Annotated in this window: 24 protein-coding genes and 2 pseudogenes; 17 read left to right on the top strand and 9 right to left on the bottom strand. The window is 67.2% G+C overall.

Going from position 1 to position 26,080, the window contains the following annotated elements:
* Nucleotides 1-100: 100 nt before the first annotated feature.
* The 3 genes and pseudogenes from TBIF_RS06510 to TBIF_RS24835 form a co-directional block, all read left to right on the top strand.
* Nucleotides 101-1,048: an NADP-dependent oxidoreductase gene (locus TBIF_RS06510; protein WP_038170055.1), complete on the top strand. Its 948-nt coding sequence runs from the start codon at nt 101-103 to the stop codon at nt 1,046-1,048.
* Between the two features lies 1 nt (nt 1,049).
* Complete coding sequence (locus tag TBIF_RS06505; protein WP_024794034.1) at nt 1,050-1,763, top strand: SDR family oxidoreductase; 714 nt, start codon at nt 1,050-1,052, stop codon at nt 1,761-1,763.
* 95 nt (nt 1,764-1,858) lie between these two features.
* Nucleotides 1,859-2,282, top strand: a pseudogene (locus TBIF_RS24835) (SDR family NAD(P)-dependent oxidoreductase); the annotation flags it as partial.
* Between the two features lie 121 nt (nt 2,283-2,403).
* On the opposite strand, the gene TBIF_RS06495 reads toward TBIF_RS24835, so the two are convergent.
* From TBIF_RS06495 to TBIF_RS23040, 4 genes are all read right to left on the bottom strand, one after another.
* Nucleotides 2,404-3,090 (bottom strand): MOSC domain-containing protein, encoded by a 687-nt coding sequence (locus tag TBIF_RS06495; RefSeq protein WP_024794032.1) that lies wholly within the window; start codon nt 3,088-3,090, stop codon nt 2,404-2,406.
* A 208-nt stretch (nt 3,091-3,298) separates the two neighbouring features.
* Entirely contained in the window at nt 3,299-3,433 is a 135-nt protein-coding gene (locus tag TBIF_RS26435) for a hypothetical protein (RefSeq protein ID WP_268746897.1), read from the bottom strand.
* Between the two features lie 70 nt (nt 3,434-3,503).
* Complete coding sequence (locus tag TBIF_RS06485) at nt 3,504-4,616, bottom strand: helix-turn-helix transcriptional regulator (protein WP_148302180.1); 1,113 nt, start codon at nt 4,614-4,616, stop codon at nt 3,504-3,506.
* Nucleotides 4,598-4,804 carry an NUDIX hydrolase gene (locus TBIF_RS23040; RefSeq protein ID WP_051461381.1) on the bottom strand — a complete coding sequence of 69 codons (207 nt, stop codon included), beginning with the start codon at nt 4,802-4,804 and terminating at the stop codon, nt 4,598-4,600. The genes TBIF_RS06485 and TBIF_RS23040 overlap by 19 nt, the downstream gene beginning before the upstream one ends.
* A 79-nt stretch (nt 4,805-4,883) precedes the next feature.
* Here TBIF_RS23040 and TBIF_RS06475 point away from each other — a divergent pair, with 79 nt between their 5' ends.
* From TBIF_RS06475 to TBIF_RS06460, 4 genes are all read left to right on the top strand, one after another.
* Entirely contained in the window at nt 4,884-5,513 is a 630-nt protein-coding gene (locus TBIF_RS06475) for a histidine phosphatase family protein (protein WP_024794030.1), read from the top strand.
* A 149-nt stretch (nt 5,514-5,662) separates the two neighbouring features.
* A complete protein-coding gene (locus tag TBIF_RS06470; protein WP_024794029.1) occupies nt 5,663-6,961 on the top strand; it encodes a PucR family transcriptional regulator in 1,299 nt (432 codons plus the stop codon).
* A gap of 65 nt (nt 6,962-7,026) precedes the next feature.
* Nucleotides 7,027-8,289 (top strand): cytochrome P450, encoded by a 1,263-nt coding sequence (locus TBIF_RS06465; RefSeq protein ID WP_024794028.1) that lies wholly within the window; start codon nt 7,027-7,029, stop codon nt 8,287-8,289.
* Nucleotides 8,290-8,396: 107 nt separating this feature from the next.
* Entirely contained in the window at nt 8,397-10,019 is a 1,623-nt protein-coding gene (locus TBIF_RS06460) for an FAD-dependent monooxygenase (RefSeq protein WP_024794027.1), read from the top strand.
* A gap of 30 nt (nt 10,020-10,049) precedes the next feature.
* Here the strand turns inward: TBIF_RS06460 and TBIF_RS06455 are convergent, their stop codons facing one another.
* The 3 genes from TBIF_RS06455 to TBIF_RS06445 all read right to left on the bottom strand — a co-directional run bounded on the left by TBIF_RS06455 (nt 10,050) and on the right by TBIF_RS06445 (nt 13,093).
* Complete coding sequence (locus TBIF_RS06455; protein WP_024794026.1) at nt 10,050-10,637, bottom strand: TetR/AcrR family transcriptional regulator; 588 nt, start codon at nt 10,635-10,637, stop codon at nt 10,050-10,052.
* Nucleotides 10,634-11,377 (bottom strand): nuclear transport factor 2 family protein, encoded by a 744-nt coding sequence (locus TBIF_RS06450; RefSeq protein ID WP_024794025.1) that lies wholly within the window; start codon nt 11,375-11,377, stop codon nt 10,634-10,636. Before TBIF_RS06450 ends, TBIF_RS06455 begins: the two co-directional genes overlap by 4 nt.
* Before the next feature lie 141 nt (nt 11,378-11,518).
* Nucleotides 11,519-13,093 (bottom strand): alpha/beta fold hydrolase, encoded by a 1,575-nt coding sequence (locus TBIF_RS06445; RefSeq protein ID WP_024794024.1) that lies wholly within the window; start codon nt 13,091-13,093, stop codon nt 11,519-11,521.
* A 217-nt stretch (nt 13,094-13,310) separates the two neighbouring features.
* Here TBIF_RS06445 and TBIF_RS06440 point away from each other — a divergent pair, with 217 nt between their 5' ends.
* From TBIF_RS06440 to TBIF_RS06410, 7 genes and pseudogenes are all read left to right on the top strand, one after another.
* Nucleotides 13,311-14,264, top strand: coding sequence for an ABC transporter substrate-binding protein (locus tag TBIF_RS06440; protein ID WP_148302179.1), 954 nt, complete (start codon nt 13,311-13,313; stop codon nt 14,262-14,264).
* 5 nt (nt 14,265-14,269) lie between these two features.
* A pseudogene (locus tag TBIF_RS23035) lies at nt 14,270-16,745 on the top strand (ABC transporter ATP-binding protein/permease).
* Nucleotides 16,742-18,505 carry an ABC transporter ATP-binding protein gene (locus TBIF_RS06430; protein ID WP_024794022.1) on the top strand — a complete coding sequence of 588 codons (1,764 nt, stop codon included), beginning with the start codon at nt 16,742-16,744 and terminating at the stop codon, nt 18,503-18,505. The pseudogene TBIF_RS23035 and the gene TBIF_RS06430 overlap by 4 nt, the downstream one beginning before the upstream one ends.
* 210 nt (nt 18,506-18,715) lie before the next feature.
* Nucleotides 18,716-20,107 (top strand): amino acid permease, encoded by a 1,392-nt coding sequence (locus TBIF_RS06425; RefSeq protein ID WP_024794021.1) that lies wholly within the window; start codon nt 18,716-18,718, stop codon nt 20,105-20,107.
* A 24-nt stretch (nt 20,108-20,131) separates the two neighbouring features.
* Nucleotides 20,132-20,866: a PIG-L deacetylase family protein gene (locus TBIF_RS06420; RefSeq protein ID WP_038170053.1), complete on the top strand. Its 735-nt coding sequence runs from the start codon at nt 20,132-20,134 to the stop codon at nt 20,864-20,866.
* Between the two features lie 42 nt (nt 20,867-20,908).
* Entirely contained in the window at nt 20,909-21,592 is a 684-nt protein-coding gene (locus TBIF_RS06415; protein ID WP_038170051.1) for a DUF6308 family protein, read from the top strand.
* A 113-nt stretch (nt 21,593-21,705) separates the two neighbouring features.
* On the top strand, nt 21,706-23,409 hold the full coding sequence (locus tag TBIF_RS06410) for an ATP-binding protein (protein ID WP_024794018.1): 1,704 nt from the start codon (nt 21,706-21,708) through the stop codon (nt 23,407-23,409).
* A 33-nt stretch (nt 23,410-23,442) separates the two neighbouring features.
* Here the strand turns inward: TBIF_RS06410 and TBIF_RS06405 are convergent, their stop codons facing one another.
* Nucleotides 23,443-23,877 carry a TIGR02611 family protein gene (locus tag TBIF_RS06405; RefSeq protein ID WP_024794017.1) on the bottom strand — a complete coding sequence of 145 codons (435 nt, stop codon included), beginning with the start codon at nt 23,875-23,877 and terminating at the stop codon, nt 23,443-23,445.
* Nucleotides 23,878-24,309: 432 nt separating this feature from the next.
* Here TBIF_RS06405 and TBIF_RS06400 point away from each other — a divergent pair, with 432 nt between their 5' ends.
* From TBIF_RS06400 to TBIF_RS06390, 3 genes are all read left to right on the top strand, one after another.
* Nucleotides 24,310-24,990, top strand: coding sequence for an HNH endonuclease family protein (locus tag TBIF_RS06400; RefSeq protein WP_235174542.1), 681 nt, complete (start codon nt 24,310-24,312; stop codon nt 24,988-24,990).
* Between the two features lie 11 nt (nt 24,991-25,001).
* Nucleotides 25,002-25,265, top strand: a complete 264-nt coding sequence (locus TBIF_RS06395) for a hypothetical protein (RefSeq protein WP_024794015.1) — start codon at nt 25,002-25,004, stop codon at nt 25,263-25,265.
* A 118-nt stretch (nt 25,266-25,383) separates the two neighbouring features.
* Nucleotides 25,384-25,620, top strand: coding sequence for a DUF1059 domain-containing protein (locus TBIF_RS06390; protein ID WP_024794014.1), 237 nt, complete (start codon nt 25,384-25,386; stop codon nt 25,618-25,620).
* On the opposite strand, the gene TBIF_RS06385 is transcribed toward TBIF_RS06390, so the two are convergent.
* Entirely contained in the window at nt 25,621-25,866 is a 246-nt protein-coding gene (locus TBIF_RS06385; protein ID WP_024794013.1) for a hypothetical protein, read from the bottom strand.
* Nucleotides 25,867-26,080: the final 214 nt, after the last annotated feature.

The raw sequence follows: 26,080 nt of genomic DNA, 5'->3' as shown, positions 1-26,080 counted from the left end.
CACTATCAGCACTGCCTTCAAGACGCGATAAAACTAGTTCTCTCCAGCGGAAACGCGACTTTGACGTGACCCTGCCGTGTGTTCCGAGTAAGGAGTAGGCATGAATGACACGATGCAGGCCATCAGCCAGGATGAACTTGGTGGGCCCGAGGTCCTCAAGTCCGTCACCGTCGCGGTTCCCGAACCCGGCCTGGGCGAGATCCTCGTCCGGGTGCATGCCGCGAGCGTGAATCCCGTCGACGGGATGAATCGGCAGACCGGCATGTTCGTCGGCAAGCCGCCGTTCGTGCTCGGCTGGGACGTCTCGGGCACCGTCGAGGCCATAGGTCCAGGGGTGACGATCTATCAGCCCGGTGACGCGGTGTTCGGCATGTTGCCCTTCCCGCACGGCCACGGCGCCCATGCGCAGTACGCTGTCGGCCCGGCCCGCGCCTTCGTGCCGAAGCCGGATCGACTCGACCACATTCACGCCGCGGCAGTGCCCCTGTCAGGACTGACCGCCTGGCAAGCGCTGGTGGACACCGCCCGGATCGGCGAAGGCAGCCGGGTGCTGATCAATGGCGCCTCCGGTGGCGTCGGCCACTTCGCTGTGCAGATCGCCAAGGACCGCGGCGCGCATGTCATCGGCGTGGCCTCGACCGCCAACACCGACTTCGTTCGCGCGCTGGGCGCAGACGAGGTGATCGACTACACCACCACGGACTTCCATCGGGTCGTCGACAACCTGGACGTGGTCCTGGAGACCGTCGGCGGCGATTCCCCGGCCAAGGCTCTGGACGTGCTCAAACCCGGCGGGATCCTGATCTCAACACTGCCTCCGACTCTCGCGGCCATCGCAGACGACGCGCGCACGCGGGGGATCCGCCTGGCCGGGATATTCGTCGAAGCCGATCGCCTGGGCATGACCGCACTGGCAGACCTGGCCGCTGCTGGACGGCTCATCCCCACCATCTCCGCGACCTACCCTCTCACCCAGGCCGGCATCGCACAGTCCACCAAGTCCGGTCCGGGCAAGACCGTGCTGACACTGGTCTCTGAAGGAGCCTGACATGCCTGCACTCAACGGATCCGTCGTCCTCGTCACGGGAGCGAACGGCGGCATCGGAACCCATTTCGTCCAGGAAGCCCTCGCCCGCGGCGCGGTGAAGGTCTACGCCACCGCACGCAACCCCCGTGCCTGGGACGACGAGCGCATCGTCCCCCTCCGCCTCGATGTCACCGACCCCGCGTCGATCCACGCGGCGGCGAAGGCGGCCGGCGACGTGACGGTGCTCATCAACAACGCCGGCACCTCCACCTCAAGTTCGGGCATCCTCACCCATACCGACGAGGAGATCCGCGCCAACGTCGAGACAAACTTTCTCGGCCCGCTCTTCCTCGCCCGTGCGTTCGCGCCGATCCTCGCCGCCAAGGACGAGTCGGTCATCATTGATATCCACTCGCTGCTGAGCTGGTATGCCATTGCCGGTATCTACAGCGCCACCAAGGCCGCCTTGTGGTCGGCGACAAACTCCCTGCGCCTCGAGCTCGCGCCCCAGGGTGTCCACGTGGTCGGCGTGCACGTCGGCTGGGTCGACACCCCGATGGCCGCACACACCACCGACCCCAAGACCCAGCCCGCGGACCTTGTGCGCATGGTGTTCGACGCGGTCGAGGCCGGCGAGCACGAGGTCCTCGCCGACGAGATGTCCGTACAGGTCAAGGCCGGGCTCGCGGCGCCGATCGAGGCGCTCTATCCCCAACTCAAGGCCGCAAACGACTGAGCTGCCACAGGGAGGCGTCGCGGAGTTTGCCGTTCTCGGCCTAACGTGGAATGTGGGTCCGGAACCGGCCCGGGGCGGCGTGGACGGGAGCCGAGATGGCGACGAAGTGGACTGCGGCCGATCTGCCGGATCTGACCGGAAAGACGATTGTGGTGACCGGCGCAACGGACGGTCTGGGCCTGATCACCGCGCGGGAGTTGGCGCGGGTCGGCGCCCGGGTGGTGCTGGCGGTGCGCAACGAGGCCAAGGGGGCTGCGGTCGCCCGCGGCATCGCGGGGCACACAGAGGTGCGCCGGCTGGATGTGTCGAGCCTGGCATCGGTGCGAGAGTTCGCGGAGGAGTGGACCGGGCCGCTCGACGTTTTGGTTCAACAACGCCGAGATCATGCAGGTGCCGCTTTCGCGGACAGAGGGCGGCTTCGAGCTGCAGATGGCGACGAATTACTTTGGCCCGTTCGCGCTGACCAACCTGCTGCTGCCGTACCTTGCCGACCGCGTCGTCACGCTGTCCTCGCAGCTGCAGCTCGCGGCCGAGCTCTGGGCCAAGACGGCGCAGTTGACCGGTACCGACTTCACGACCCCCGGCCGATGAGCCTGACCCCATGGGCCAGCTGCCCCTGCGGTGGTCGGGAATCGCGAAGCTAGATGACGGCGATGGTGTCGCCGACGGACACCCGACCCGGTGTGGCGACGTCGGCGTAGACCGCCAAGTTCGCCTCCCGCTGCTCCGTGATCGGCTTGAGTAGACGGTGCCGGGGCACGGCGCCGTCCTGAGCGATGTCGATCATCCGGCACCGCGGAATCCGGGAGGCCACGCGCAGCGCGCAGTCCCCGATTGTCACCGTCTGCCCAATCCAGGATTCCTCGATGAACGGCTCGTCCGAGGAGATCACGATGTTGACCCGCAGCCGCCGGGGATCGGCGTCGACCCCGAGGTGCTCGGCGCACCAGCGCAAGGTCCCGGTGCTGATCAGGGACACCGCCCCAGCGTCCTGATGCGGCACCTCGAGTTCCGGCAGCACCCGAACCGCTTGGCCGAACGCGCTGCTCAGCTCGGCGTCCAACTCCTGCTCTCCGGCGATCCACTGCTGGCCCGGGCGGCTGACCACAACCCCGTCCGCGGTGGTGGCCGCGCGGTAGTCGAAGATGCCGTCGTGCCGGCGGAACCGGCGGGAGTTCTTGCCGGAGGCGAGACGACCGTCCTCGTCCTCGACGGCGAACCAGCGATCACCCACCAGCCCGCGCTGATCTAGATCGACCCGGTCGAGATCTTCACCGCCCATCGATTTGACCGGATACCTGCGCAAGGAGACGACTCGAGACGGCATGGCACGACTCTAAGGGGCTGCGGCCGTGTTGCAGTGGAGTTGCCCTTGGACTGGGTTCGAGGCCAGGCCATGATTGTCCGCTAGGGATCCGCGGCGACCGCCAGGGCTGGCTCGGACAAGTTCACATCACGAGAACACCTCCATGATCTCGCGAATCAGGTCCTCGAGTGGATTCGCCGGCGCCACTGCGATTGTGGGTTCATTGCGGTCACAGGACGGTGGAGCCGAGAATCGCCCCGATCGGCACCAGCACTGCCACCGAGGCAAGGGCGAAGGGGTCGCCGCGGAGCATGCCGTCCGCGAGCCACTCGCCGATACCTCTCATAATGTCTGTTGAGACCATGTGTCCTCCTGTGGTTTGGTCGATGGAAAGGTCAGCGTAACCGCCGATTAGGTCAGGCGTGTTCCTAGTTTTAAGGATGTTGGCCAGTTCCTCGGCGGAGCAGCCGCTCCGCGAGCAGGGAGGCGTGCTCGGCGAGCTCGGGCGGGTCCTCGATGGTGAAATCGACGTCGAGGCGGGCGAGCAGGACTGCGATGGCGTTCAGTGATTCGCCGCCGAGGAGGGCCGAGCACGACCGGTCGTCGATCTCCTCGACAATGCCCTCGGCGGAGGCGAGTCGAGCGCGGATCTGGTCCGCGGGCGCCTCGAAGGTGACGGTGGCGAGCTGCTCCCACATCGCGCCCGGCAGTCGGCGGGTGACGTACGCCTGCAGATCGGCCTCCGAGAGGGGACGAGGTGTGAAGCGGGGGCCCCACGGCGGGGTGCGGGGCCGCAGCCCGCTGACCAGATAGATCTGCCAATCCTCCTCGCGGCGGCAGAAGCCGAGCAGGAGCCAGTGATGATGGCGGTTGATGAGCAGGTACGGTTCGACGTCGTGCTGGGTTGCTCGCCCCGACGGGGGCAAGACCCGGTAAGCTGTATCATCGTCGCTGGTCAGCGGCCAATCCGGCTCGCGATCGTACTCGAACCGGATGCGCTGTCGGGTGCTGCAGGCGTTCGTGATGAGTGTGAGCAGCGCGGGGTCCACCACGGGCACAGGCTGGGAGCCGGGGAGCGGGACGGTGTAGTGCCCGAGGTTCCGGACCTGCTGTCGGTGCCGGGCCGGCAGCGCCCGCTCGACCTTGGTGAGCGCCTGCAGGGCAGTCTCCTCCATCCCCCCGATGATGCAGTTGACCCCGGTGCGCAGTCCGATCGCGATGGCGATCGCCTCATCCGCGTCGAGCATGAGCGGCGGCAGCGCAGAACCCCCGTCCATGAGCCGATAGCCGCCGCCGCTGCCCTGGACGCCGTCGATCGCGTAACCCATCTCGCGCAGGCGCGCCATGTCATGGCGGACGGTCCGGCCGCTGACGTCGAGTCGCTCGGCAAGTTCCGTGCCCGTCCATTGGGGGCGCGATTGCAGGAGTGAGAGCAGCCGTAAGAGCCGCGTCGACGTCGGCGTCATGATCTCGACCATCGCACATGATGCGGCCTTCCGCTGGCCGCTCTGATCGGCGCCGCCGCCACTCAGTGCTGGAGCAGGCACCCGACCAGTCCAACGCAGCCGGTCTCCTCAGCGAGCTCCCGGGTGACGGCGTCGAATGGGTCCTCCGCATGCTCGACCCCGCCTCCGAGGAACGTCCAGTTGCCCTCTCCGCCCTCCGGAACATGGCGAGTCAGAAGTATCCACCCGTCATCGATGCACACGGCATATGTCGCCAGCCGGAAACCCATCTTTTCACCGGGCGATGCGCTGTCCACCGCGCGAGCACGGCGAGGGGAGACTCTTCGGGTTGTGTGGCAGATTGAGTGCATGAAATGCGTTTACGTCATTACGCATCCTGAGGCGACTCACCACATCGACGGTCTGGTCGGCGGCTGGTATGACTCCGAGCTCACCGACCAAGGGCGTCGGGACGCTGATGCGATCGCGGTACGGCTGCATGAGCTGATTCCGCCCACTACTGTTCCGGTGTTGCACACCTCGGATCTCAAGCGCGCCGCCCAGACCGCTCGCCCTATCGCGGACCGATTCGGTGTCGAGCCGATCCGTGTGCCGGACCTGAGGGAGAAGTCCTACGGCGTGGCGGGCGGACGCCCTCAGAAATGGCTTGACGCGCGTTTTGTGCCGCCGCCCCGGGTTGGGGAGCGCATGGCCCACGACGAGGGAATCGAGGGCGCGGAGACGAAGCTGGAATGGGTCTCGCGTGTGTACCGCGCGGTCGATCGCATCACGGCCGATAGCGCGACGCATCGAATTATTGTGACGCATGGCGGCTCTCTGAGCTGGGTCATCGCCGCCTGGCAAGGACTACCGATCTCCGCCTGCGCATACGCGTCCTTCCGCGCCGGCCCCGGCAGCATTACGGTGCTCCGGGAGGACGCCTACTTCCACAACCGGACCGTGCACACGCTGGGAGACTCAAGCCATCTACTGAACTGACGACGTAGCTGCCGGAGACCGCCATGATCTGGGCGTCTGCGGCGCGGTCGACCCGCGGCCCATGCCCGAATCCAGGGCACAATCAGATGAGAGCCGGGACAGCCCAGGCGACGGGCGATTCGGCGCGACGGCGTAGTCCGAGGAGTGGCATGAACGCACCAAACACGGCGCAGGCCGCACAGTGGATGAACGACTATGTCACCGAGTCGCTCTCCCGCGCAGACCTCGAGGCGTTCATCGACAGCATCGCGCAGTCGATGGGTGCGGACATCCCGGAGCTCGCCGCCGACACGGACATCCAGCGCGACCTTCAGCTGGCGGTGCGCAGCCAGTTCCGCCAGGTGCTCGTGGCCTCGCCGGACAGCTCGCACCGGTGGACCGTGCCGGTGGTGGAGGAGGCGCACTCGCTGGCCCGGACTATCGCGCGACGGGGCCTGGAACTGCGCATTCTCTCCCAGCTTTACCACGCCGGCCATAAAGCCGTGTGGCGGTTCGTCACGGATTTCGTCCGCGACGCGGACGTGCCCGCGGACTTCAAGGTCCAGCTCGTGGTCATGATGTGGGAGCAGACCAGCGAGGTCATGAACACGATGCTCGAGGACCTCGCCGCCACCTACACGCTGGAGCGCGAGCAGCTGCTCAGCGGCGCGTTCTCGATGCGCGTGAACATGGTCCGCGCCATCCTCGACGGCACTCACACCAGTGCCGACGAGGCCTCCGCGCAGTTGGGCTACCCGCTCCACCGGTCCCATGTCGCGATGGTCTTGTGGACCGAATCGGAAGTCGCGGCAGACGACTACTCGCACGCCGGGACCGGGTCCCTGGAGTCGTTGGCGACCCGGTTGGCACGCTCAGCGTCTTGTACGGAGATCCTGTGTGTGCCGTCGGGCTCCCGCGGGCTCTGGGCGTGGATGATCGCCCCCGCCCCCGATGCCGAGCCTGTGGTCGATCCCGACGTCGTGCCGGCGGGCGTGCGCGTGGCGATCGGCCGGCCGGGTTCGGGCATTGACGGGTTTCGGCGGACTCACCGGGAGGCACAGGCGGCGCAGGAGATCGCGGCGCGCGCGCGGCGAAACCAGCCGGTGACCAGCTATAAGGAGGTGGAGCTCGTCTCCATGCTCGCCGCGCAGCCGGACGCGATGGGCACCCTGATCGAGCGGGAACTGGGCGGGCTGCTGGAGGCCGACGAGCTGTCCGAGCGGCTCCGGGAGACCCTCCGCGCGGTGCTGGTGAGTCACGGCAATTTCGAGGCCGCGAGCCGGCTCCTCGCCGTGCACAAGAACACCGTGCGCTACCGGATGCAGCAGATCGAGGACCGGCTCGGACGGCGGATCAGCGAGCGAGCGCTACACCTGGAGCTGGCGCTGGACTGCCTCGACACCTTCGGCCAGGACGATGCTGGCACTGTGCCGGACGGACAAACCCGACCTGCGGGCTTGGACATCTAGGCCAAGCGGGCGGCGGGGCTCCACTGCCAGGCTGAGGTCAAAGGCCTGTCCAGGAGGAGATCATCGTGCCCACGCCAAACATTCCCACGGGTTTCGACCCGACCGACCCCGACATCTACGCGACCCACGTGCCGCACGCGGAGTTCGCGGAGCTGCGCGCCGCCGCGCCGGTCTGGTGGTGCCCGCAATCGCCCGACGTCGGCGGATACCACGACGATGGGTATTGGGTGGTCACCCGCCACGCCGACATTATGGAGGTCTCCCGCAACAGCGAGGTGTACTCCACGTGGGAGAACACCGCGATCGTCCGATTCCAAGACGACATCGAGCGCGAGGCCATCGAGCTGCAGCGGCACATCCTCCTGTTCAAGGACCCGCCGGAGCACACCAAGCTCCGCAAGCTCATCGCGCGCGGCTTCACCCCCCGCGCGATTGGCAGCCTGCGGGGGGCGCTGTCCGCGCGGGCGGAGAAGATCGTCACCGAGGCTCTGACCACCGGGGCCGGGGACTTCGTCACGCAGGTCGCCTGCGAACTGCCGCTGCAGGCGATCGCCGAGCTCATCGGCATCCCCCAGGCGGATCGCGCCAAGGTGTTCGACTGGTCCAACCAGATGACCGGCTATGACGACCCCGACTACGAGGGCGACCCGCAGGTGGCCTCCATGGAGATCCTGGGATACGCGTACCAGATGGCCGAGGAACGCAAGGCGTGCCCGGCGGACGACATCCTGACCCACCTGCTGGAGGCCGACGTCGACGGCCACGAGCTCAGCCCGGAGGACTTCGGCTTCTTCGTGATGCTCCTGGCCGTGGCGGGCAACGAGACCACCCGCAACGCCATCACCCACGGCATGGTCGCGTTCCTCGACCACCCGGAGCAGTGGGAGCTATATAAGCGGGAGCGCCCGAGCACGACAGCTGACGAGATCGTCCGCTGGGCCACCCCGGTCAACGCGTTCCAGCGGACCGCGTTATCCGACGCCACACTCGGCGGGCAGGCGATCAAGAAGGGCGACCGGGTGGCGATGTTCTACGCGTCGGCGAATTTCGACGAGGACGTCTTCGAGAACCCGATGGCCTTCGACATCACCCGCGACCCCAACCCGCACTTGGGGTTTGGCGGGACCGGGGCGCACTATTGCGTTGGCGTGAATCTCGCCCGCTTGGAGATCGACTTGATCTTCAACGCGATCGCCGACCATCTCCCCGACATCACGAAGCTGGGAGATCCGCAGCGGCTGCGCTCGGGATGGCTGAACGGCATCAAGGAGTTCGAGGTGGACTTCACGGGGCAGGGCAGCGCCGGGAAGTGCCCCGTCGCGCACTGATAGAGGGCCGGGGTCCTCAACCGGCATCGGCCAAAATCCCGCCGCTGCCCTGTCGACGGCGCATAATGCTTCTGTAGCGGCAACAGCCAGCGATTGGTGGTGCGCACATGGCCAGTACGGATGTACTTATCGCTGGCGGCGGTCCGGTCGGCTTGACGGCGGCGATTGAGTTGCGCCGCCGCGGCGTTCAGGTTCGCGTCGTCGACCCCTTGCTGCAGCCACCGCAGTATGCCAAGGCGGTGGGCGTGCAGCCGCGCACCCTTGAGCTGTTCGAGGGGATAGGCGTGCTGCGAAAGGTGCTGGACGCGGCGATCCAGATGCGCGGTCAGATCGTCTACGTCAATGGTGCGCGGGTCGCCCAGATGGACTTTGCCGCGCCGGGCGATGTGCCATTCAGTTTCATTGCTATTCCGCAGTACGAGACCGAGAGAATCCTGCGAGACAGGCTCGCCTCGATGGATGTGCAAGTCGAGCGAGGCAGCGCGCTGGCCTCGTTTGAACAGGATGCCAACGGGGTGCGCGCCATGCTGACCAGCCTCGACGGCGAAGAAGTCGTCGTTGACGCGCAATATCTCGTCGGCTGCGACGGAGCCCACAGCATCACCCGCAAGACGCTCGGATTGTCGTTTGACGGAGCGGCGTTCGCCGAGCAATACCTGCTCGGCGATGTCGAGGTCGACTGGTCTCAGCCGATTGGGTACGGCATCAGATCGATGCACCAGGTGGATGGCGTGACGGATGACGCGCTGGTCTGCATTCCGCTCCCCGGCCGCGGCCGTTACCGGATGTCGATGCTGGTGCCCGACGACCTCTCGGGCGCGCCGGAGCCTGGCACCGACCAGATTCAGCACGGGTTCGAGGGCACCCGCCAACCCGAACTCTCCCATATTCAGGCCGTCCTCGATCGGTTGTCGCCCGAGCCGACCACCGCGCGAAACCTGCGCTGGTCCTCCGTCTTCCGGATCAGCCACCGCATCGTCGACAGCTATGGACGCGATCGGGTGTTCGTCGCCGGAGACGCCGCGCATATTCACCCGCCGACCGGAGCACAAGGGATGAACACCGGCATCCAGGACGCGCACAACCTGGCGTGGAAGCTGGCGCTCGCCGTGAAAGGCCAAGCCGCCGACGGTTTGCTGCCGAGCTACGACGCCGAGCGTCGTCCGGTGGGTGAGGAGGTCGTGGGCCGCACGGTGCGAGCTGCTCGGGAGGGCATCGGGGCGGATTCGGACGACCCAGACCACATCATCCGCCGCGAGGCGCAGCTGCTGATCGAATATGCCGACAGCGCCATCCTCGGCGACACCGCCGAAGAGGGAACCCTACTGCGTCCGGGCGTGCGCGCACCCGATGCCACCGGAATCCGGCGTGACGCCGTCACCTCCCCGATCCGACTGTTCTCCCTGCTCGACAGGCTGCGGCACACAATGATGATCTACACCGGGGACCGCACCGGACCCGACGACCTCCGCGCGGCGGAAAGCCTTGCGGCGCTTGCCCGCACCGCCGCCCATGGCGAGCTGGACACGTATCTCGTCGTCGCAGCAGACGCGGTTGTGCTCAGCTCCCTCCTGCCCGTGCTTCGGGACGTGGAGGGGGCCGTCGCCGCCGCGTATGGCGCGGTGAATCAGTCCGTGTTCGTCATTCGCCCCGATGGGTACCTGGGACACTCGCAGCCTGGGGTGGACAGCGAGGCCCTGCTCCGTTACCTCGCGAAGACATTTCGGTGACCCGGGGACAAGGGCCGCGACCGGTGTCGCTCAGTCGGCAATAACCATGCGAATGATGGTGGCGCGGAACAGCTTGCGCGCTAGATCGTGGTCTACAAGCTCCGGAAGAGCGGGCGGCAGCAGCAGATATGAGTGCGAGATCCGGGTGATCAGGTCCGTGCACACCTCCGGCGACGCCGTCAACCGGTACCCAAAGTCGGTCAGCCTCGTCAGCTCCCTCATCATGAACTGGCGACCGAAAGCGAGGATCGGCTCCGCATTGGTCGTGAGGTGAGGCAGCACGGTATCTGGATCCGACTCAACCAGGCGGCGCAGGACCGGGTTCAGCGGTGCGACCTCGCAGAACCGCACGAACGTCTCGACAAGGCGGTCCACGGGATCGGCGATCTCGTCGAGACGTTGCTCGAGGTCGCTGAGGAACGCCGTCACCTCGCGCGACATCAATGCGCTGAAAAGGTCACTCCTGCTGGGAAACCGCCGGAATAATGTCGCGCGTGACACCCCTGACTCGCGGACGACGTCGGAGATCGTCGTCCGACGGAGACCGTGACGGCTCAGCAGGGCATAGGCGGCGTCGATGATGCGATCCGCATAGGGGTCTGTGGGCGCGGCGGTCATAGGAACGGGACTCTGCGCCGCAGCCGGTTGCCGAGTGCGGGCAGGCGGGCAGCCTGCATCAGCGCCTTGAACTGCCAGCTGTCATCGCGCGGGGCTATGCCCGCTGACTGCGCCATGTCCATGAAGTCCCAGAGAGTCTCGCCGAAGCACATTAAACCGTCGGGGCTGAAGTGATAGCGGTCGACCGCGCAGGCCTGCACGAAGTTCCCCGCTCCGGTCAGCGCCGGCGCTGTGTCGTCGTACGGGTAGAGCCGCAGCGTCCCGTCGAAGTATCCGCTGCCCATGTAGCGGATCACCAGGCGTGTTTCACCGTCGGCTGTGACGTCGATGTAGAACTGATCAGGGAACGGGTCGTATCGCCAGTCCGAGATCGCATCGAGGAAGGCGAAGTTGTACTTGACGAATTCCTCTTGTCCGACGATCGTCCGGCCGAACGTCGTCGGGTCCACGTAACGCAGGTCCTGGGTGTAGATCTCGTCGTTGCGACTCATGTCCCGTGCGAGCCAGCTCCAGGTGTACTTTGCCGCCCAGTCGTAGAGCCACCCGATGTCGATGCCGTGTCCGCCGAGGAAGTCGATCTGGCGTTTGAGCTCGACGAAGAACTCCCGGTGCATCTTGTTCAGCTCGTCTTCGGCAATCACCCGAGCTTGGACCCCGCGGTTCGAGGGCAGGAATTCCGGCAGCGGCTGCCGTAGCCGAGGTTTGTCCAGCTCGTTCAGCAAGAGATTGAAGTCGAACATCTGCATCCCTTCGTCGGAGTGACTAGAAGAGACGATAAAGGCCTTTTAGTCTCTACGAGGGGAATTGCCATTTGTCTGCATCTTGAGCGGCTCCTGGTCACATGACGATTCGGGAGCGGGTCCCAGCGATAGCCCGTCCTCCTAGTCGAACGGACCCTGGTCCGGTTGGCAGACCGTGCCGTTCGGTGGGGTGACGAGATCGGTGAGGTACTGCACCCGCAGGTCGTCCATGCACTTGCTGGGGACCTGGTAGCTCGGGTGGCCGAAGCTCTCCAGGGTGACCAGCACGGCGTTGCCGAGTCGCTTCTGGGCGACCTCGGCGTTGGGGTATGGGGTGCCGGGGTCGTAGCGGGCGCTCATCACCAGGAGCGGGGTCTCGGTCTTAGCGTCCCAGGGCCCGGTGTAGCGGCCGGTGGCGTTCGCCGGCCAGTTCGCGGCGCACGGCGCCCATAGCGTCCAGCCCAGCAACGTCCCGTCCAGTATGCCCGAGTTGCTGAAGCGGGCGATCTGCGCGGGCCATGCCGACAACGGGACGCGCGCTGGAGCGTCGCCGCACGAGATTGCGGCCGAGGTATAAAAGCCGGGGCTGGATTCCGGTGCTGCCAGCGCCTGCACCGTGATCTCCAGGGCCGAGGCGTCACCGTTGACGGCGTCCTCGAGATTCTGCGCGAAGGCGGGCCAGGTGAGCGGTACCCGCAGGGGGTTGAACGTGGAGACCTGCAGGTCAGTGGCGGTGAGCTCGCCGGGAGGGTCTGCGTGGGGTGCGGGGATCGGCGCCTGGCGAGCCTTGGCGAACAGTGCCGCCACCCGCTGCCCGACGGTCTCGCCATGGCCGGCAAGCGCGCAGCGTTCGGGACCGGCTTCCTGGCACTGTGCGATGAACTGCTCGAGAACCTGGTCGGCGCCGCTGATGGCATTGCTGATATTCGTCTCCATGCTGGTGGATTCGTCGACCGGGTCGACCACGCCGTCGAGCATGATCGCCCGCACCCGGTCGGGGAACAGGTTGGCGTAGGTCTGGCCGATCATCGTGCCGTAGGACAGGCCGACGTAGGTGATCTTCTGGTCGCCGACCAGTTCGCGCAGTCTGTCGAGGTCGCGGGCGGTGTCCGCGGTGGTGATATGCGAGAGGAGGTCTCCGCTGAGCTGTCCGCACCGTTGCGCCAGCTCGGTGACCTTGTTCGCATAGGCCTCCGACTCAGCGGGCGTGTTGGGAATCGACACGCCCCGCCAGAACTGGTCTTGGTCGTCGCTGTTGGTGAAGCACTGCACGGGTGTGCTGGCGTTCGTGCCCCGGGGATCCCAGCCCACCAGGTCGAAGCGGCCCGCACCCCAGGTGTCGAAGTCGTCGGCCGAGTTCCGCACCAGGTCGACGCCGCTCTGGCCCGGCCCGCCCGGATTGACGAACATCGATCCGATTCGCTGGTCGGGGTGGCTGGCGAGGTGGCGGATCACGGCCAGCTCGATCTTCTTGCCGTCCTGGTTGTTCCAGTCCAGGGGCACCTCAACTTTGGCGCACTGGAACTCCTCGCCCAGTCCGTCGCAGCTCGTCCACGCGATCTGTTTTTCTTGGGCCTCGGCCTCGTCCGAGCCGGATGTGCCCGAGCTGGCACACGCCGCGGCCGCCGACATCAGGAGAATTGCGGTGGCGGCCAGCACGGTGCGCTGTCGCCATCGGGAGGTGGGGCCGTCGGGGTTGCGTGTCACGGTGGTCATTGGGTGACCTCCTCCTGCAAATCTCGTACAAAGAGACTACGCGTCCCGGACTGCAAATATGCGGATTTGGGATAATTGGCGGACTCCTGATCTTTGGCGCGATCGCTGACCACCTGCCCGACATCGGGAAGCTGGGCGAACGCGGCGGCCAGCAGCCTTGCCAGGAAAGGATAGGTTAGCCTAACCTCATGAAATGACGTTTCGCCGATCTACTCTGATGACCGCATTGGCTGCCGCCGCGTTGGTGGCCGTCGCCGGCTGCTCCAGCGCCGCCACGGACACGGAGTCCACGGACTCCGTGGAAGTCGTCGCCATCGACCACCAGTACGGTTCGACGAACGTGCCCCGCGCCCCCCAGCGGGTGGTCACGATCAACTCGACTTGGTCGGACTCGCTGGTCAAGCTCGACGTGCCCATCACCGCGGAGTTCGTGATGTCGGGTTACGCGGGCCCTGGCAATCGATTTGAGTGGACGCCTGCGCACGATTCGACCGTTGTGGAGTACGGCGTGAGCGCCGGCAGGCCCGATCTCGAGGAGCTCGCGAAGTTCGCCCCGGACGTGATCTTGGCTGGCTACGTGCCAGACCAGGGCACGTACGACAAGCTGAGCTCCGTAGCGCCGACCATCCCGGTGATGGCGTCGGGCGCGGTCAACGACAGCTGGCAGGACGTGCTGTCCGCGGCGGGGAGGATCTTCGACAAGCAGGATGATGCCGCCACGGCGATCGCCGAGGTCGACGGCCAGCTGGCGCAGATCAAGTCGAAATACCCCGCGGCGCAGGGGCAGACGTTCGCCTTCGGGCAGCTGACGCCCGACGGCGAGTTCGGCGTGGTGACCTCGGGGACCGACCCGTCGGCAAAGCTGCTGGCATCGGTGGGCCTGGTCCTGGACCCGGGGGTGGAGTCGCTGTCGGCCAATGGCCAGCGCGTTACGGTCTCCGGCGAGCGGTTGGACCTGCTGGGCTCGGATCTGCTGATCTTCTGGCCGCTGGCCGGCGGCCCCGAGGTGTTCGGCTCGATCCCGGGTTGGAACAACCTGCCCGCAGTCCAGCGCGGGGCGACGGTCTTTCTGACCAATGACAACGCGGCGGCGTTCGCGGCGCCGACCGTCTACTCCGTCCCGTGGGCCGCCAACAAGCTCGAGCCCGCGTTGGCCACGCTTGGGCAGTGAGTCGGATGGCCAAGCGCGGGTTTCAAGGAGCGGTGCTGCGGGCGTTCGGCGCGCGCGACCACGAGGCGACAGTCGTCGGCACGGAGCTGTTGGCCCCGCGGTTCCTGCGGGTGCGGATGGTCTCGCCCACCCTGTTCGAGGACGCGGAGGCGGGGCCGACGGCATGGCTGCGGTTCTGGTTCCCCGATCCGGACGGCGGGGTCGCCGAGTATCAGCGCGCGTACACCCTCAGCGAGGCAGACGAGGAGACGGGCGCGTTCGCGGTGGACGTCGTCCTGCACGAGCCGGCGGGCCCGGCCTCGGCGTGGGCGGTGCGGGTCGAGCCCGGCGATCACCGGGATCCTGCGCACCGTGCCCGCGGACGTGCCGGTGGAGCTGTACCTGGAGCAGCACGACGAGGCCGATCTGCTCATCCCCATGCCCGCGCATCCGCGCCTGCGCACGCACTGGGCGCCGCGCCGCGGTCCGAGCTCGCTCGCCGCGGCGATCGAGGATCGGGGTTGGTCCGACTGGTACGCCTGGCTGGGGCCGGAGTCCGCCTCGCTGAAGCACCTGCGGGCGCGACTGCGCGACGAGTTCGGATTCCCCAAGGCGGAGATGCACGCGCAGGCCTATTGGATCTACGGCCGCGCGATGGGCAAACTCCGCTCGGAGGGCGAGCCGGAGCAAGTTCTCGAGGCCGTGGCGCCGGTGGCCGCGGTGCCCAACGCGGCGGACAGCGCCGAGCCCGGCGTGTGGCGGGCGCAGGCGGCGGGCCGGCTCATGGCCCCGCTGCGGCCGAAGCTGATCGCGGGCGGCGTGGCATCGGCCCTGGTCACTCTGATCCAGCTGGCGCCGTTCCTGCTGCTGGTGGAGCTCTCCCGGCTGCTGCTCGCCGGCGCGGAGTCCGCCCGGCTGTGGACCGTCGTCGTGTGGGCGCTCTCGCTTATGGGCGCCGGGGCGCTGTTTGCGTCGGCGCTCCTGCTGTGGCTGCACGCGGTCGACGCTCGATTCGAGCGTGACGTCCGCCGCCGCCTGCTCGGCAAGCTCGCCCGTCTCCCGCTGGGCTGGTACGACGCCCGCGGCTCGGGACAGGTCAAGCAACTCGTCCAAGACGACACGCTGGCCCTGCACTACTTGGTCACCCATGCGGTGCCCGACGCGGTCGCAGCGGTCGTCGCGCCCGTCTCGGTGCTCGTGTACCTGTTCTTCGTGGACTGGCGGATCGCGCTGCTGCTGCTCGTCCCGGTGCTGGTCTACATGGCGACGATGTCGGTGATGATGGTGCAGTCCGGGCCGAAGACAGCCCAGGCGTTGCGCTGGTCGGAACGGATGAACACCGAGGCCGGCGCGTACCTGGAAGGACAGCCGGTGGTGCGCGTGTTCGGCGGTGCCGCGGCCTCGACGTTCCGGGCCAGGACGGACGACTACATCGGATTCCTCAACGACTGGCAGCGGCCGTTCATTGGACAGAAGACGCTGATGGACCTGGCGACGCGGCCGGCGACGGCCCTGCTCCTCATCGTCGCCCTCGGGACCCTGTTGATCACGACCGGATCCATGGATCGGGTGGCGCTGCTGCCATTCCTGTTGCTGGGCACCACTTTTGGCTCGCGTCTGCTTGGCATCGGCTACGGACTCTCGGGGCTGCGCGCGGGGCTGCTCGCCGCGCGCAGGATCCAGGTGACGCTCGACGAGCCGGAGCTGACGGCGGCCGAACCCGCCGCGGCGGCACACGGCGATCCCGGGCGCGTCGAATTCGACGGCGTCGAGTTCGCCTACCGCCCGGGCGTGCCGGTGCTGGCGGACATCTCGCTGACCCTGGAGCCGGGCACGGTGACGGCGCTGGTCGGGCCGTCGGGGTCGGGGAAGTCGACGCTGGCCGCGCTGCTCGCCCGTTTCCACGACGTGGGCGCCGGGGCGATTCGCGTCGGCGGTCAGGACCTCCGCGAGATGACGGCCGACACGTTGTACGCCAAGGTTGGCTTCGTCTTCCAACAGACGCAACTGGTGCACGGCACGGTGCGCGAGAATATCGCTCTCGCGGTCCCGTCCGCCACCGACGAGCAGGTGGCGGACGCGGCGCGAGCGGCGCACATCCACCACCGGATCCTGCGCCTGCCCGACGGCTACGCCACGGTCCTCGGCCCGGACGCGGCGCTGTCCGGCGGCGAGCGCCAGCGCCTGACCATCGCCCGCGCGATCCTCGCCGACACCCCAGTGCTGGTGTTGGACGAGGCGACCGCGTTCGCGGACCCCGAATCGGAGTACCTCGTGCAACGCGCGCTCAACCGCCTCACCGCGGACCGCACCGTGCTGGTCATCGCGCACCGCCTGCACACCATCACCGGGGTGGACCGCATCGTCGTGCTCGAACATGGCCGGATCGCCGAGACCGGCACCCATGCCGCCCTGGTCGCCGGCTCCGGCCGCTACCGCCAACTGTGGGAGGCCGACGGCGCGCGGTCGATGGCCGGCGCCCAGACGGAGGACGCTCGATGATCCGCACCCTGCTGACGCTGTTGCCCGCGGGCCGCCGCCCCGCCGTCCGCGTCCTCCTGGCATTGACCACGCTCAGCATCCTGCTGCGGGCGGCGGGCGCGGTGCTGCTCGTGCCGATCGTGGGCGCATTGTTCGGGGAGGACCCGGCGAGCGCGTGGCCGTGGCTCGGGGCCCTCGCGCTGGTGACAGTGCTCGGGTGGGGCATCGACTGGGCCGGGGTCCGAAGCGGCTTCGACTTGGGCTTCGAGCTGCTCGACTCCGGTCAGCACGCCGTCGCCGACCAGCTCACCCGCACCCGCCTGACCTGGTTCACCGCAGAGAACACCGCCACCGCGCGGCAGTCCGTCGCCGCCACCGGGCCGGACCTCGTCGGGCTGGTCGTCTACCTGGTCACGCCGGTGCTCAGCGCCGTCCTCCTACCGCTCGCGATCGCCCTCGCCCTGCTCCCGATCTCCTGGCCGCTGGGGCTGGCCGCGCTGGCCGGGGTGCCGATGCTCCTCGGCGCCCACTGGGCGGCCACCCGGCTCGGGCGGGACGCAGAGCGCGCCGCCGCCACCGCGAACGGCGCCCTGACCGAGCGGATCGTCGAGTTCGCGCGCACCCAGCAGGCCCTCCGGGCGGCCCGCCGCGTGGACCCGGCGCGCAGCCATGTCGGCGTGGCCCTGACCACGCAGCACAGCACCGCCATGCGGCTGCTGCGGATGCAGATCCCGGGGCAGATCATCTTCAGCGTGGCCAGCCAGCTCGCGCTGATCATCCTGGCGGGCACGGCCGTGGTGCTCGCCCAGCGCGGCGAGCTGACCATCCCCGAGGCGATCGCGCTGATCGTCGTCATCGTCCGCTACCTCGAGCCGTTTACCGTGCTCGCGGAGCTCAGCGGCGGCGTCGAGGCCTCCGCTGGCGCGCGGCGCCGCATCAAGGCCGTGCTCGACGCGCCCACGGATGCGGTGGACGCGGGGGTAGTCGCGCCCGAGTCGCAGCCGAGCAGCCTGCCCCGGATCGAGCTGCGCGGCGTCGGCTTCCGCTACGCGCCGGGAGATCCGGCCGTCCTCCACGGGCTCGACCTCACGCTGGAGCCGGGCACGACCACGGCGGTGGTCGGGCCCTCCGGCTCGGGCAAGAGCACTGTGCTCGCGCTGCTCGCGGGCCTGCACCGGCCTACTGCGGGCACCATCCTCGTCGACGTGGCCACGCTCGACGACGCCGCGCGGCGGGACATCGTGAGCGTGGTGTTCCAGCAGCCCTACCTATTCGATACCACCGTCCGGGAGAACATCCTGGTGGGCAACCCGACGGCCACGGCGGCAACCCTCGAGCGGGCTGCCGGGCTGGCCCGCGTAGACGCCGTCGTGCGCCGCCTGCCCGACGGCTGGGACACGCGGGTGGGCGAGGCCGGCGGCTCGCTGTCCGGCGGCGAGCGCCAGCGAGTCTCCATCGCCAGGGCGCTGCTCAAACCCGCGCCCGTGCTGCTGGTCGACGAGGCCACCAGCGCGCTGGACACCGAGAACGAGGCCGCGATCACCAGAGCCCTGAGCGCAGACTCGACCCCGCGCACGCGCGTGATCGTCTCTCACCAGCTGGCCAGTATTCGCGCGGCCGACCGGGTCCTCCTCCTCGAGGACGGGCGCGTGGTGGAGGACGGCACCGTGCCCGGGTTGCTCGCCAGCGGTGCGCGGTTTGCCGATTTCTGGCGGCGGCAGGAGAGCGCCGGCGGTTGGCGGATCGGCGCGCGGGACGAGGATGCGGGGCGCCTTTTCTGAGGGGAGGCGTCCGACGGCCGGGTAGAGGCTGAGGTCACAGGCCCGCCGATTAGGACCGTGACAACCGCGGCGTGGACAATGGTTCCGCCACGCGGGTGAATCCGCCCGTGCGGATGCCTGTGCAGGTGCGGGCCTGACGAGCCGGCTCGCCGCGTGGTTGCGGGGCGTCGGCGCGGCTGGTTCCGCGGGCACATTTCAGGGAGATCCATAGTGAAAAGCACCGCCGCGGTACTCACGCGTGGGCTGACAGGGCGCCACATCCGGTTCATCGCGCTAGGCTCGGCCATCGGGACCGGCCTGTTCTACGGCTCGGCCGAGGCGATCCAGAAGGCCGGCCCGTCGGTGCTGCTCGCCTACCTCATCGGCGGCGCGGTGATCTACATCGTGCTCCGCGCGCTCGGCGAGATGGCCGTGAGCAATCCGGTGTCGGGCTCGTTCGGGGAGTACGCGAGTAAGCACCTGGGCCCGCTCGCGGGATTCCTGACGGGCTGGACCTACACCTTCGAGATGATCGTGGTGTGCCTCGCCGACGTCACGGCCTTCGGCATCTATATGGGGTTCTGGTTCCCCGACGTGCCGCGGTGGATCTGGGTGCTGGCCATCATCTTCTTCATCGGCGCGATCAACCTGCTCAACGTCAAGGTGTTCGGCGAGGTCGAGTTCTGGTTCACCCTGGTCAAGGTCACGGCGATCATCGCGATGATCGTCGGCGGCGCGGCGATCCTGATCTTCGGCTTCGGGATCCACGACACTTCCACGGGCGTGAGCAACCTGTGGAACGACGGCGGCTTCTTCGCCAACGGCTTCGGCGGGTTCGTCGGCTGCTTCGCGATCGTCATGTTCGCCTTCGGCGGCACCGAGATCATCGGGGTCACCGCCGGCGAGGCGGAGGACCCGGCACGCACCATCCCCCGCGCGATCAACACCGTCCCCGTGCGCATCATCTTGTTCTACGTGCTCACCATCGCCGTGATCATGATGATCAACCCGTGGCAGAGCATCGGTTCCGAGGGCAGCCCCTTCGTGCAGATCTTCTCCAGCCTCGGCCTCGGACCGGCGGCGACGGTCCTGAACATCGTGGTGATCACCGCGGCGCTGTCGGCGATCAACAGCGACATTTTCGGCGCGGGCCGGATGATGTTCGGCATGTCCCAGCGCGGCCAGGCGCCCGCGATCATGAGCCGGGTCTCCCGCAGCGGTGTGCCCTGGATGACGGTGGTGATCATGACGATCGCGCTGCTGTTCGCGGTGCTGCTCAACTACCTGATCCCGGACCGGATGTTCCTGGTCATCGCGTCGATCGCCACGTTCGCGACCATCTTCGTCTGGCTGATGATCCTGCTCTCGCAGTACCGCTCCCGTCAGACGATGACCGCGGAGGAGACCGCCGCGCTGAAGTTCCCGGTCCCGTTCTGGCCCTACGGACAGCTGCTCGCGATCGCCTTCCTGGTGTTCGTCATCGCGGTGCTCGCCTTCGACGCCGACACCCGCATCGCGCTGATCGTCGGAGCCGTGTGGCTGGCGCTGCTGGGCGTGGCGTATCGCCGGTGGTGCCGGCCGCAGACGTCGGAACCCGCGAGACCTGAGGTTACGACGAGCTGAGCGTCGGGCCGGTAGCTTGAGTCCATGACGAACTCAGAATCAGCATTGGAGCACTTCGACGACAGCGGCATCGGCCGCGTCCTGTGCATCGTCGCGCACCCCGACGACATGGAATACGGCGCGTCGGCGGCCGTCGCCGAGTGGACGGCCCGCGGCGTGGAGGTCGCCTACCTGTTGCTCACAGCGGGTGAGGCGGGGATCCGGGAGATGGACCCGGCTGAGGTCGGGCCGCTGCGGGCGGAGGAGCAGCGACGGTCCTGTGCGGTCGTGGGCGTCACGGACCTGACCATCCTTGATCTGCCCGACGGGCTCCTGCAGGCGGACCTCGAGACCCGCCGCCACATCGCCCGCCGGATCCGCGAGTTCCGCCCGGACGCGGTCATGTGCACCACCTGGGAGCTGGAGGCGCCATGGGGCCTCAACCATGTGGACCACCGAGCGACGGGCTTGGCCACCGTCGACGCGATCCGCGATGCCGACAACCCCTGGCTCTACCGTGAGCTCCGTGCCGAGGAGGGCCTGGAGGCGTGGTCGACGCGTTGGCTGCTCGTCACCGGCGCCGCCAACACCCATGCGATTGCGCTGAGCGCCGAGTCGGTGGAGAAGGGCATCGCCTCCCTCGAGGCGCACAAGGTCTACCTGGCGGCGCTGCCGGATCACGTGCCGCCGCGGGAGATGATCACGGGCATTACCGCTGGTGCCGGGGCTGCGGCTGGCGTGCCGAGCGCGCTCGGCGTGCGCGCGATCCGCATGGGGTAGGAACTGCCATCGCGCCGGGCGATTCGTGCGATCCTTGAGTCCATGAGCACCGAGACGACGCCCCCGATCCGCCTTCCCAAGGTCCTCCGCGAGGGCGACGACGCCGGGGCGATCGACGTGCTGCAGGAGTACTTCACCCGCAAGGTCGTCAAGACCGGGCACCTGCGCAGCGGCGCGCGGTGGGATGGCTGGGACCCCAGTGGAAGGCGCACGGCCGACGCGGACATATTCACGGCCGACGACTTCGTCGCGATCACGGCGCTGTCCGTCGAGGTCCCCCCGGAGGGCGCCTGGATCATGCTCACGGAACGCCATGCTGAGCTCAACCGAATGCTCGCCGCTGTGGGCCCGGACCGCGACCTCGCCGATGAGGCCGGCGCCAAGACGGCGGAATCGCCCGAGTGGCAGTTGGAGAACGCGCTGCGGGAAATCCACGGCATCGGCTGGACCACCGCGTCGAAGCTCATCGCGCGCAAACGCCCGCGGCTCTTTCCCATCTACGACGACGTCGTCGGCCGCACACTCGATACCCGTAAGGCACACCTGGAACCGGTGCGGCGGGCTATGCGCGACGATGACCGGGCGCTGCACCACCGGCTGCTCGACCTGCGCGATCGCGCCGGCCTCGATCAGAACGTGCCGGCCCTGCGGATCCTCGACGTGCTGGCGTGGATGCAGGGGAAGAACTACCAGCCGAAGCCGGGCTCGGGCGTGGCGGGCGTGTAGCTGCGGCCCCACCCTTGGTCGTCACTATATAAAGTGACGCTGTCACTATATATAGTGACAGGGGTCAGTGTAGTAAGTGATGGCGTCACTATATGCAGTGAACGGAGCGGAGCATGGAAACTGCGGAGTTGGCCACGATCGTCAAGACGCTTCGTTTAGCGGGTACAGACACCGCGAAAGTCGAGGTGAAGGCGGCTGTGGCCAAGGTCGGCAAGAGCCTGTGGCCAACGATCAGTGCGTTCAGCAATGGTGCTGGCGGTCTCGTCATCCTGGGACTAGACGAGAAGTCCGGCTTCGCCCCAGCGGCAGGTTTTGATGCCAATAGGGTGCTCGAGCAGGTGGCTGAGGCAGCACGGCCGCGCGGGACCCGCGAAGGGCGCGGTCCGCTGTCTCCGACACCCGCGATGACTGTCGATCAAGTTGAATTCGAGGGCGCGATGGTGGTTGTCGTCGAGGTGGACGAGCTACCCCCATCAGATAAGCCGTGCTTTGTCACCGATCAAGGTATTGATAGAGGGACCTACCAGCGGTTGGGTGACGGTGACCATCGGATGGACACATACTCGGTGTTCCAGCTCGCAAACCTGACGGTGCCTAGCCCTGCTGATCGGGCACCCGTTGAGCGGGCAGTGTTCGCGGACCTCGATCCGCAACTGGTGGCACGGACAATCGAGCGCATACGAGTCGCGCGGCCGCGAGCCCTTGCTGGGACGATAACCGACACGGAGGTGCTCGAGCGGATCGGGGCGGTTGACCGCGACACAGGGTTGCCGACACTCGCAGGGCTACTTGCTCTGGGAACCTTTCCGCAGCAGTTCTTTCCGCAACTCATGGTGAGTTTCGCGTCTTATCCGGGGTTGGACAAGTCAGTGGTTGTCGGCGATACGCGGATGTTGGACCGCGCAGTGCTTGAGGGCGCGGTGCCCGACATAGTCGACGATGCTGTGGCTGCAGTGATTCGTAATCTTCAGGTGCGCCGGGTCTCCCGTGGTGCGGGTGCCGAGGACGTTCCTGAGATCCCGGTCGATGCAATCCGTGAGGCGTTGGTGAATGCGGTCAGCCACCGCGACTACAGCGCACACGCCATCGGTGACCAGGTGCTCGTCGAGCTCTACCCGGACCGGCTTGAGATACACAGCCCAGGCGGTTTATGGGGCGGCAGGGGGATCGAGAATCTCTTCGATGGCGGTTCACAGTCTCGGAACCAAGTATTGGCTCGTCTGCTCACTGATGTGCCGTTCCGGAATCGAGATGAAACCGTATGTGAGAACGCGGGGTCCGGTATCCCGAGGATGCTCGGCGAGATGACTCGACATGGGCTGCCTGCCCCAAGATTTCCTATTACCGCGTCGCAGTTCGTGGTCACCCTGGACAGATTCGGATTGCTCAACCCGGAGACCCGTTCCTGGCTCGATGCATTGGGAGGCGGTGAGCGTAGTCGTGAGCAGGAGTCCGCGCTCGCGCTCATGCATCACCTGGACACGGTCTCGGTCTCGGAGCTTCGGCGGCAGTTGGCGGTGGACACGACCGTCGCGCAGGAGGCACTCGACGGGCTCGTAGAGGAGGGACTCATTCAAGAGTTTGCTGGCCGATACTCTATGGCGGCAATGCCCGTGGCGAACGTTCGGCGTGGCAACGAGTTCAAGGTTGTTGAGGAGTTGACAACGGGGGGGACGATGTCGGCCCGTGAGCTCGCCGCCGCGATTGGCACCACCGTCAATGCAATTCGGCCAGTGCTCCGGAGGCTGATGAACTCCGGGCAGATTGAGGCGACGGCCTCCGTCACGAGCCGTAATCGGGCTTACCGGATGCCGTAGCGTACGGCCTGGCTACCTGCCCGCTGGCGCGGATCAGCCGCGCAGCGGACCCTGCAGCCAAGCGGCATCCACGCTGACCCACTGGCCTGTCATCCCCAACAGCCCGGTGGCCCAGCTGCCGACGAGGACCACGGCGATCAGCCCGCAGGCCATAGCCGTCTTGGAGACGGCCGATCGACGCAGGTACCAGTGCAGGACGGCGTCGTAGCCGCGGCGGATGAGGTGGGTGACCCGGTGGGCCCACTCGAACTCGGTGGACAGCACGCCGAGGCCGAGGAACAGAGTTAGCCAGCCGAAGCCCGGTGTCGGCAGGGGGATCATCACGACGCCAAGCAGGATCATCAGCGCGCCGACGACGGCCACACCGACCCGATAGGTGCGGTCGAGGTGCTTGTTCAGGCGGATGGCGTATCGCTTCTTCCGATGCCACAGCTTGAGCCGGTGACGCCGTGTCCTCGTCGTGGTCATCTGCGATATCTCTCCCAAGCCAGCCCGCGGTCGGCCCGGCAGCAGTCAGGCTCTCACTACGACAACGAGGCGGAGGAGCCTACAGTTCCCGGGGAGCCCGTCGTCGTCGGATTCAGGCAATCAGATAGAGTGTTCGATAGTAGACAGTGTTGCCAGGCGTGACCATCCGCCCCATCGGTAGCAACTTCAGAAGGATCCTGTGCATCTTCCGGGCGGGGCCGCGCGCAGCGGTCTGGCCTCTTCGGCACGTCAACCGAACTGAACTATCCAGTGCCGCAATAGTATCTAAGTAGAAGGTGTGTGATTGACGTGTCAGTCAAGTCCCCTGTCCAGACCAGGCGGTCGGTCGGGAAGGGCCCAGCGAGCCGGCGGGCCTCGAGCCCTGCGCGCAAGATCCTGGCGCTGTGCGGAACTATCCTGATCGCCGTGGTCATGGCAGTGGGCTACGTCGTGGTCGAGGACTGGCTGGCCGACGACGTTGCCGGGCCGCCCGCGACATTGGACACGAGCGAGTTCCCCGCTCTGCTCGCGCAGCTGCGGGTGGGGCCCGAGTCGCCGATGGCCGGCTACAGCCGCGACGAGTTCCCGCACTGGGACCGCAACAAGCCCGAGCACGGCTTCGGCCCCGAGTTCGACCAGTACAGCCGCTGCACCACCCGGGACGTGATGTTGCTGCGCGACGCGGTCGGCTCGGTGCAGCTCGATCCGAGCACCTGCAAGCTGACCATCGGCGCCGACGGCGGCTGGCAGGACCAGTACGGCTTCATCGACCGCAAGACCGGGCAGATGAAGCCCTATAAGTGGATGGCCGACTCCACCGGGGTCGACGCCGAGCACATCGTGCCCTTGGCTGAGGCGTGGCGCTCGGGGGCCGCAGACCTTGACGTCGACGCCCGTCGCGGCATTGCCAACGACGCGATCAACCTGGAGGCCTCGGACCCCTCGGCCAATCGCTCGAAGGGCGACCAGGACGCGTCGACGTACCTGCCGCCCGGCAACTTCCGATGCGAGTACACCGGCCGATACATGCAGATCAAGGTAAAGTACGGGCTGGCCGTGAACCCCGAGGAACTGGCTAAATTGCGTGTCGCCGTTGATGATTGCGCCGGTTGAGGAGTGCTCCCATGATCGAGACCGTCGAACTGCCCGACAAGGCCGTCATCATGACGACCGAGGAGGGCACGGTGTCCGGGCTCTTGGACATCGCTGTTGACGAGAGCGGGGCCGGCTTGGTCCGATACCGCGGCACCGATGCCTGGTTGACCATCGGGAACCTCGACGACGAGCCGCCGGCAGTGTGGGCGGCGGTGGCGGATCTCGTGTCCGCGATCGAGGATGCCGCAGGGGCCAAAGACATTGCCGGGAACGCGATTCCGTTCGAGACGTGATTCTCGCGGCCGCATTGGTCAGGAATCGAGAAGCTCCGTCAGCTCAGGCGCGCATAAAGTGGCTGGCAGGACGTCAAACAGGTGATGTCCACTGCGAGCTCTGGAGGTTGTGGGCGCCATGAAGACGATGACGTGCAGGCAAATGGGCGGACCGTGCGACGCCGCATTCCACGGAAACAAGGCCGACGAGGTGATCAACGCACAGGACCGGCACCTGAAGGAGATGGTGGGAAACGGCGACGCCACCCATGCGGATGCCCTGAAGGAGATGCAGGGCCGGTGGAAGCGCCCCGTGTCAGGGCTGGGCTGGTATCGAAAGACGAAGAAGGCCTTCGCAGCACTTCCTGAGGACTGATCAACCCGGTCCGGTCGCCGCGGGCAGTTCCCCGTTCGCGGTCGCCGCGATCCAATCGACGTTCTCGTCCGAGAGACAGACCCCGCCGGGCTCGACCTCGCCAAGCCACCGCGCGTTGTCATCAGAGATGCCGTTGGCGGACATGATCGCGCCCAGAACTTCCACGGAAACGGGCTCCCCGTTGTGCTCGATCAGCCACTCCTGCGTCGTGGTGTCGAGCTTGGGCCACCACTGGTCGATATTCATGACTCAACCTTCCGACATCTGCACAGTCGCACTCACCATGCTGAACCCGTCGAGGGTGGCGCGCAACCACACACGTCCCCGGCGTCCGACGAGTCGAGCTTCGTCACCTCGGAGCATTTGAGCGTCAACGGCGGCATGCAGTACTTTTGACCCCTGCTCGCCGACGAATCCGTGGCGGCGACGCGAAGGCTGTGGGACTCTGGGCGTCGAGAGG

The organism is Tomitella biformata AHU 1821 (assembly GCF_000524475.1).
Taxonomy (GTDB): domain Bacteria; phylum Actinomycetota; class Actinomycetes; order Mycobacteriales; family Mycobacteriaceae; genus Tomitella; species Tomitella biformata.
The sequence above is the reverse complement of the archived record's forward strand: the minus strand, read 5'-3'. Positions and strand labels throughout refer to the sequence as shown.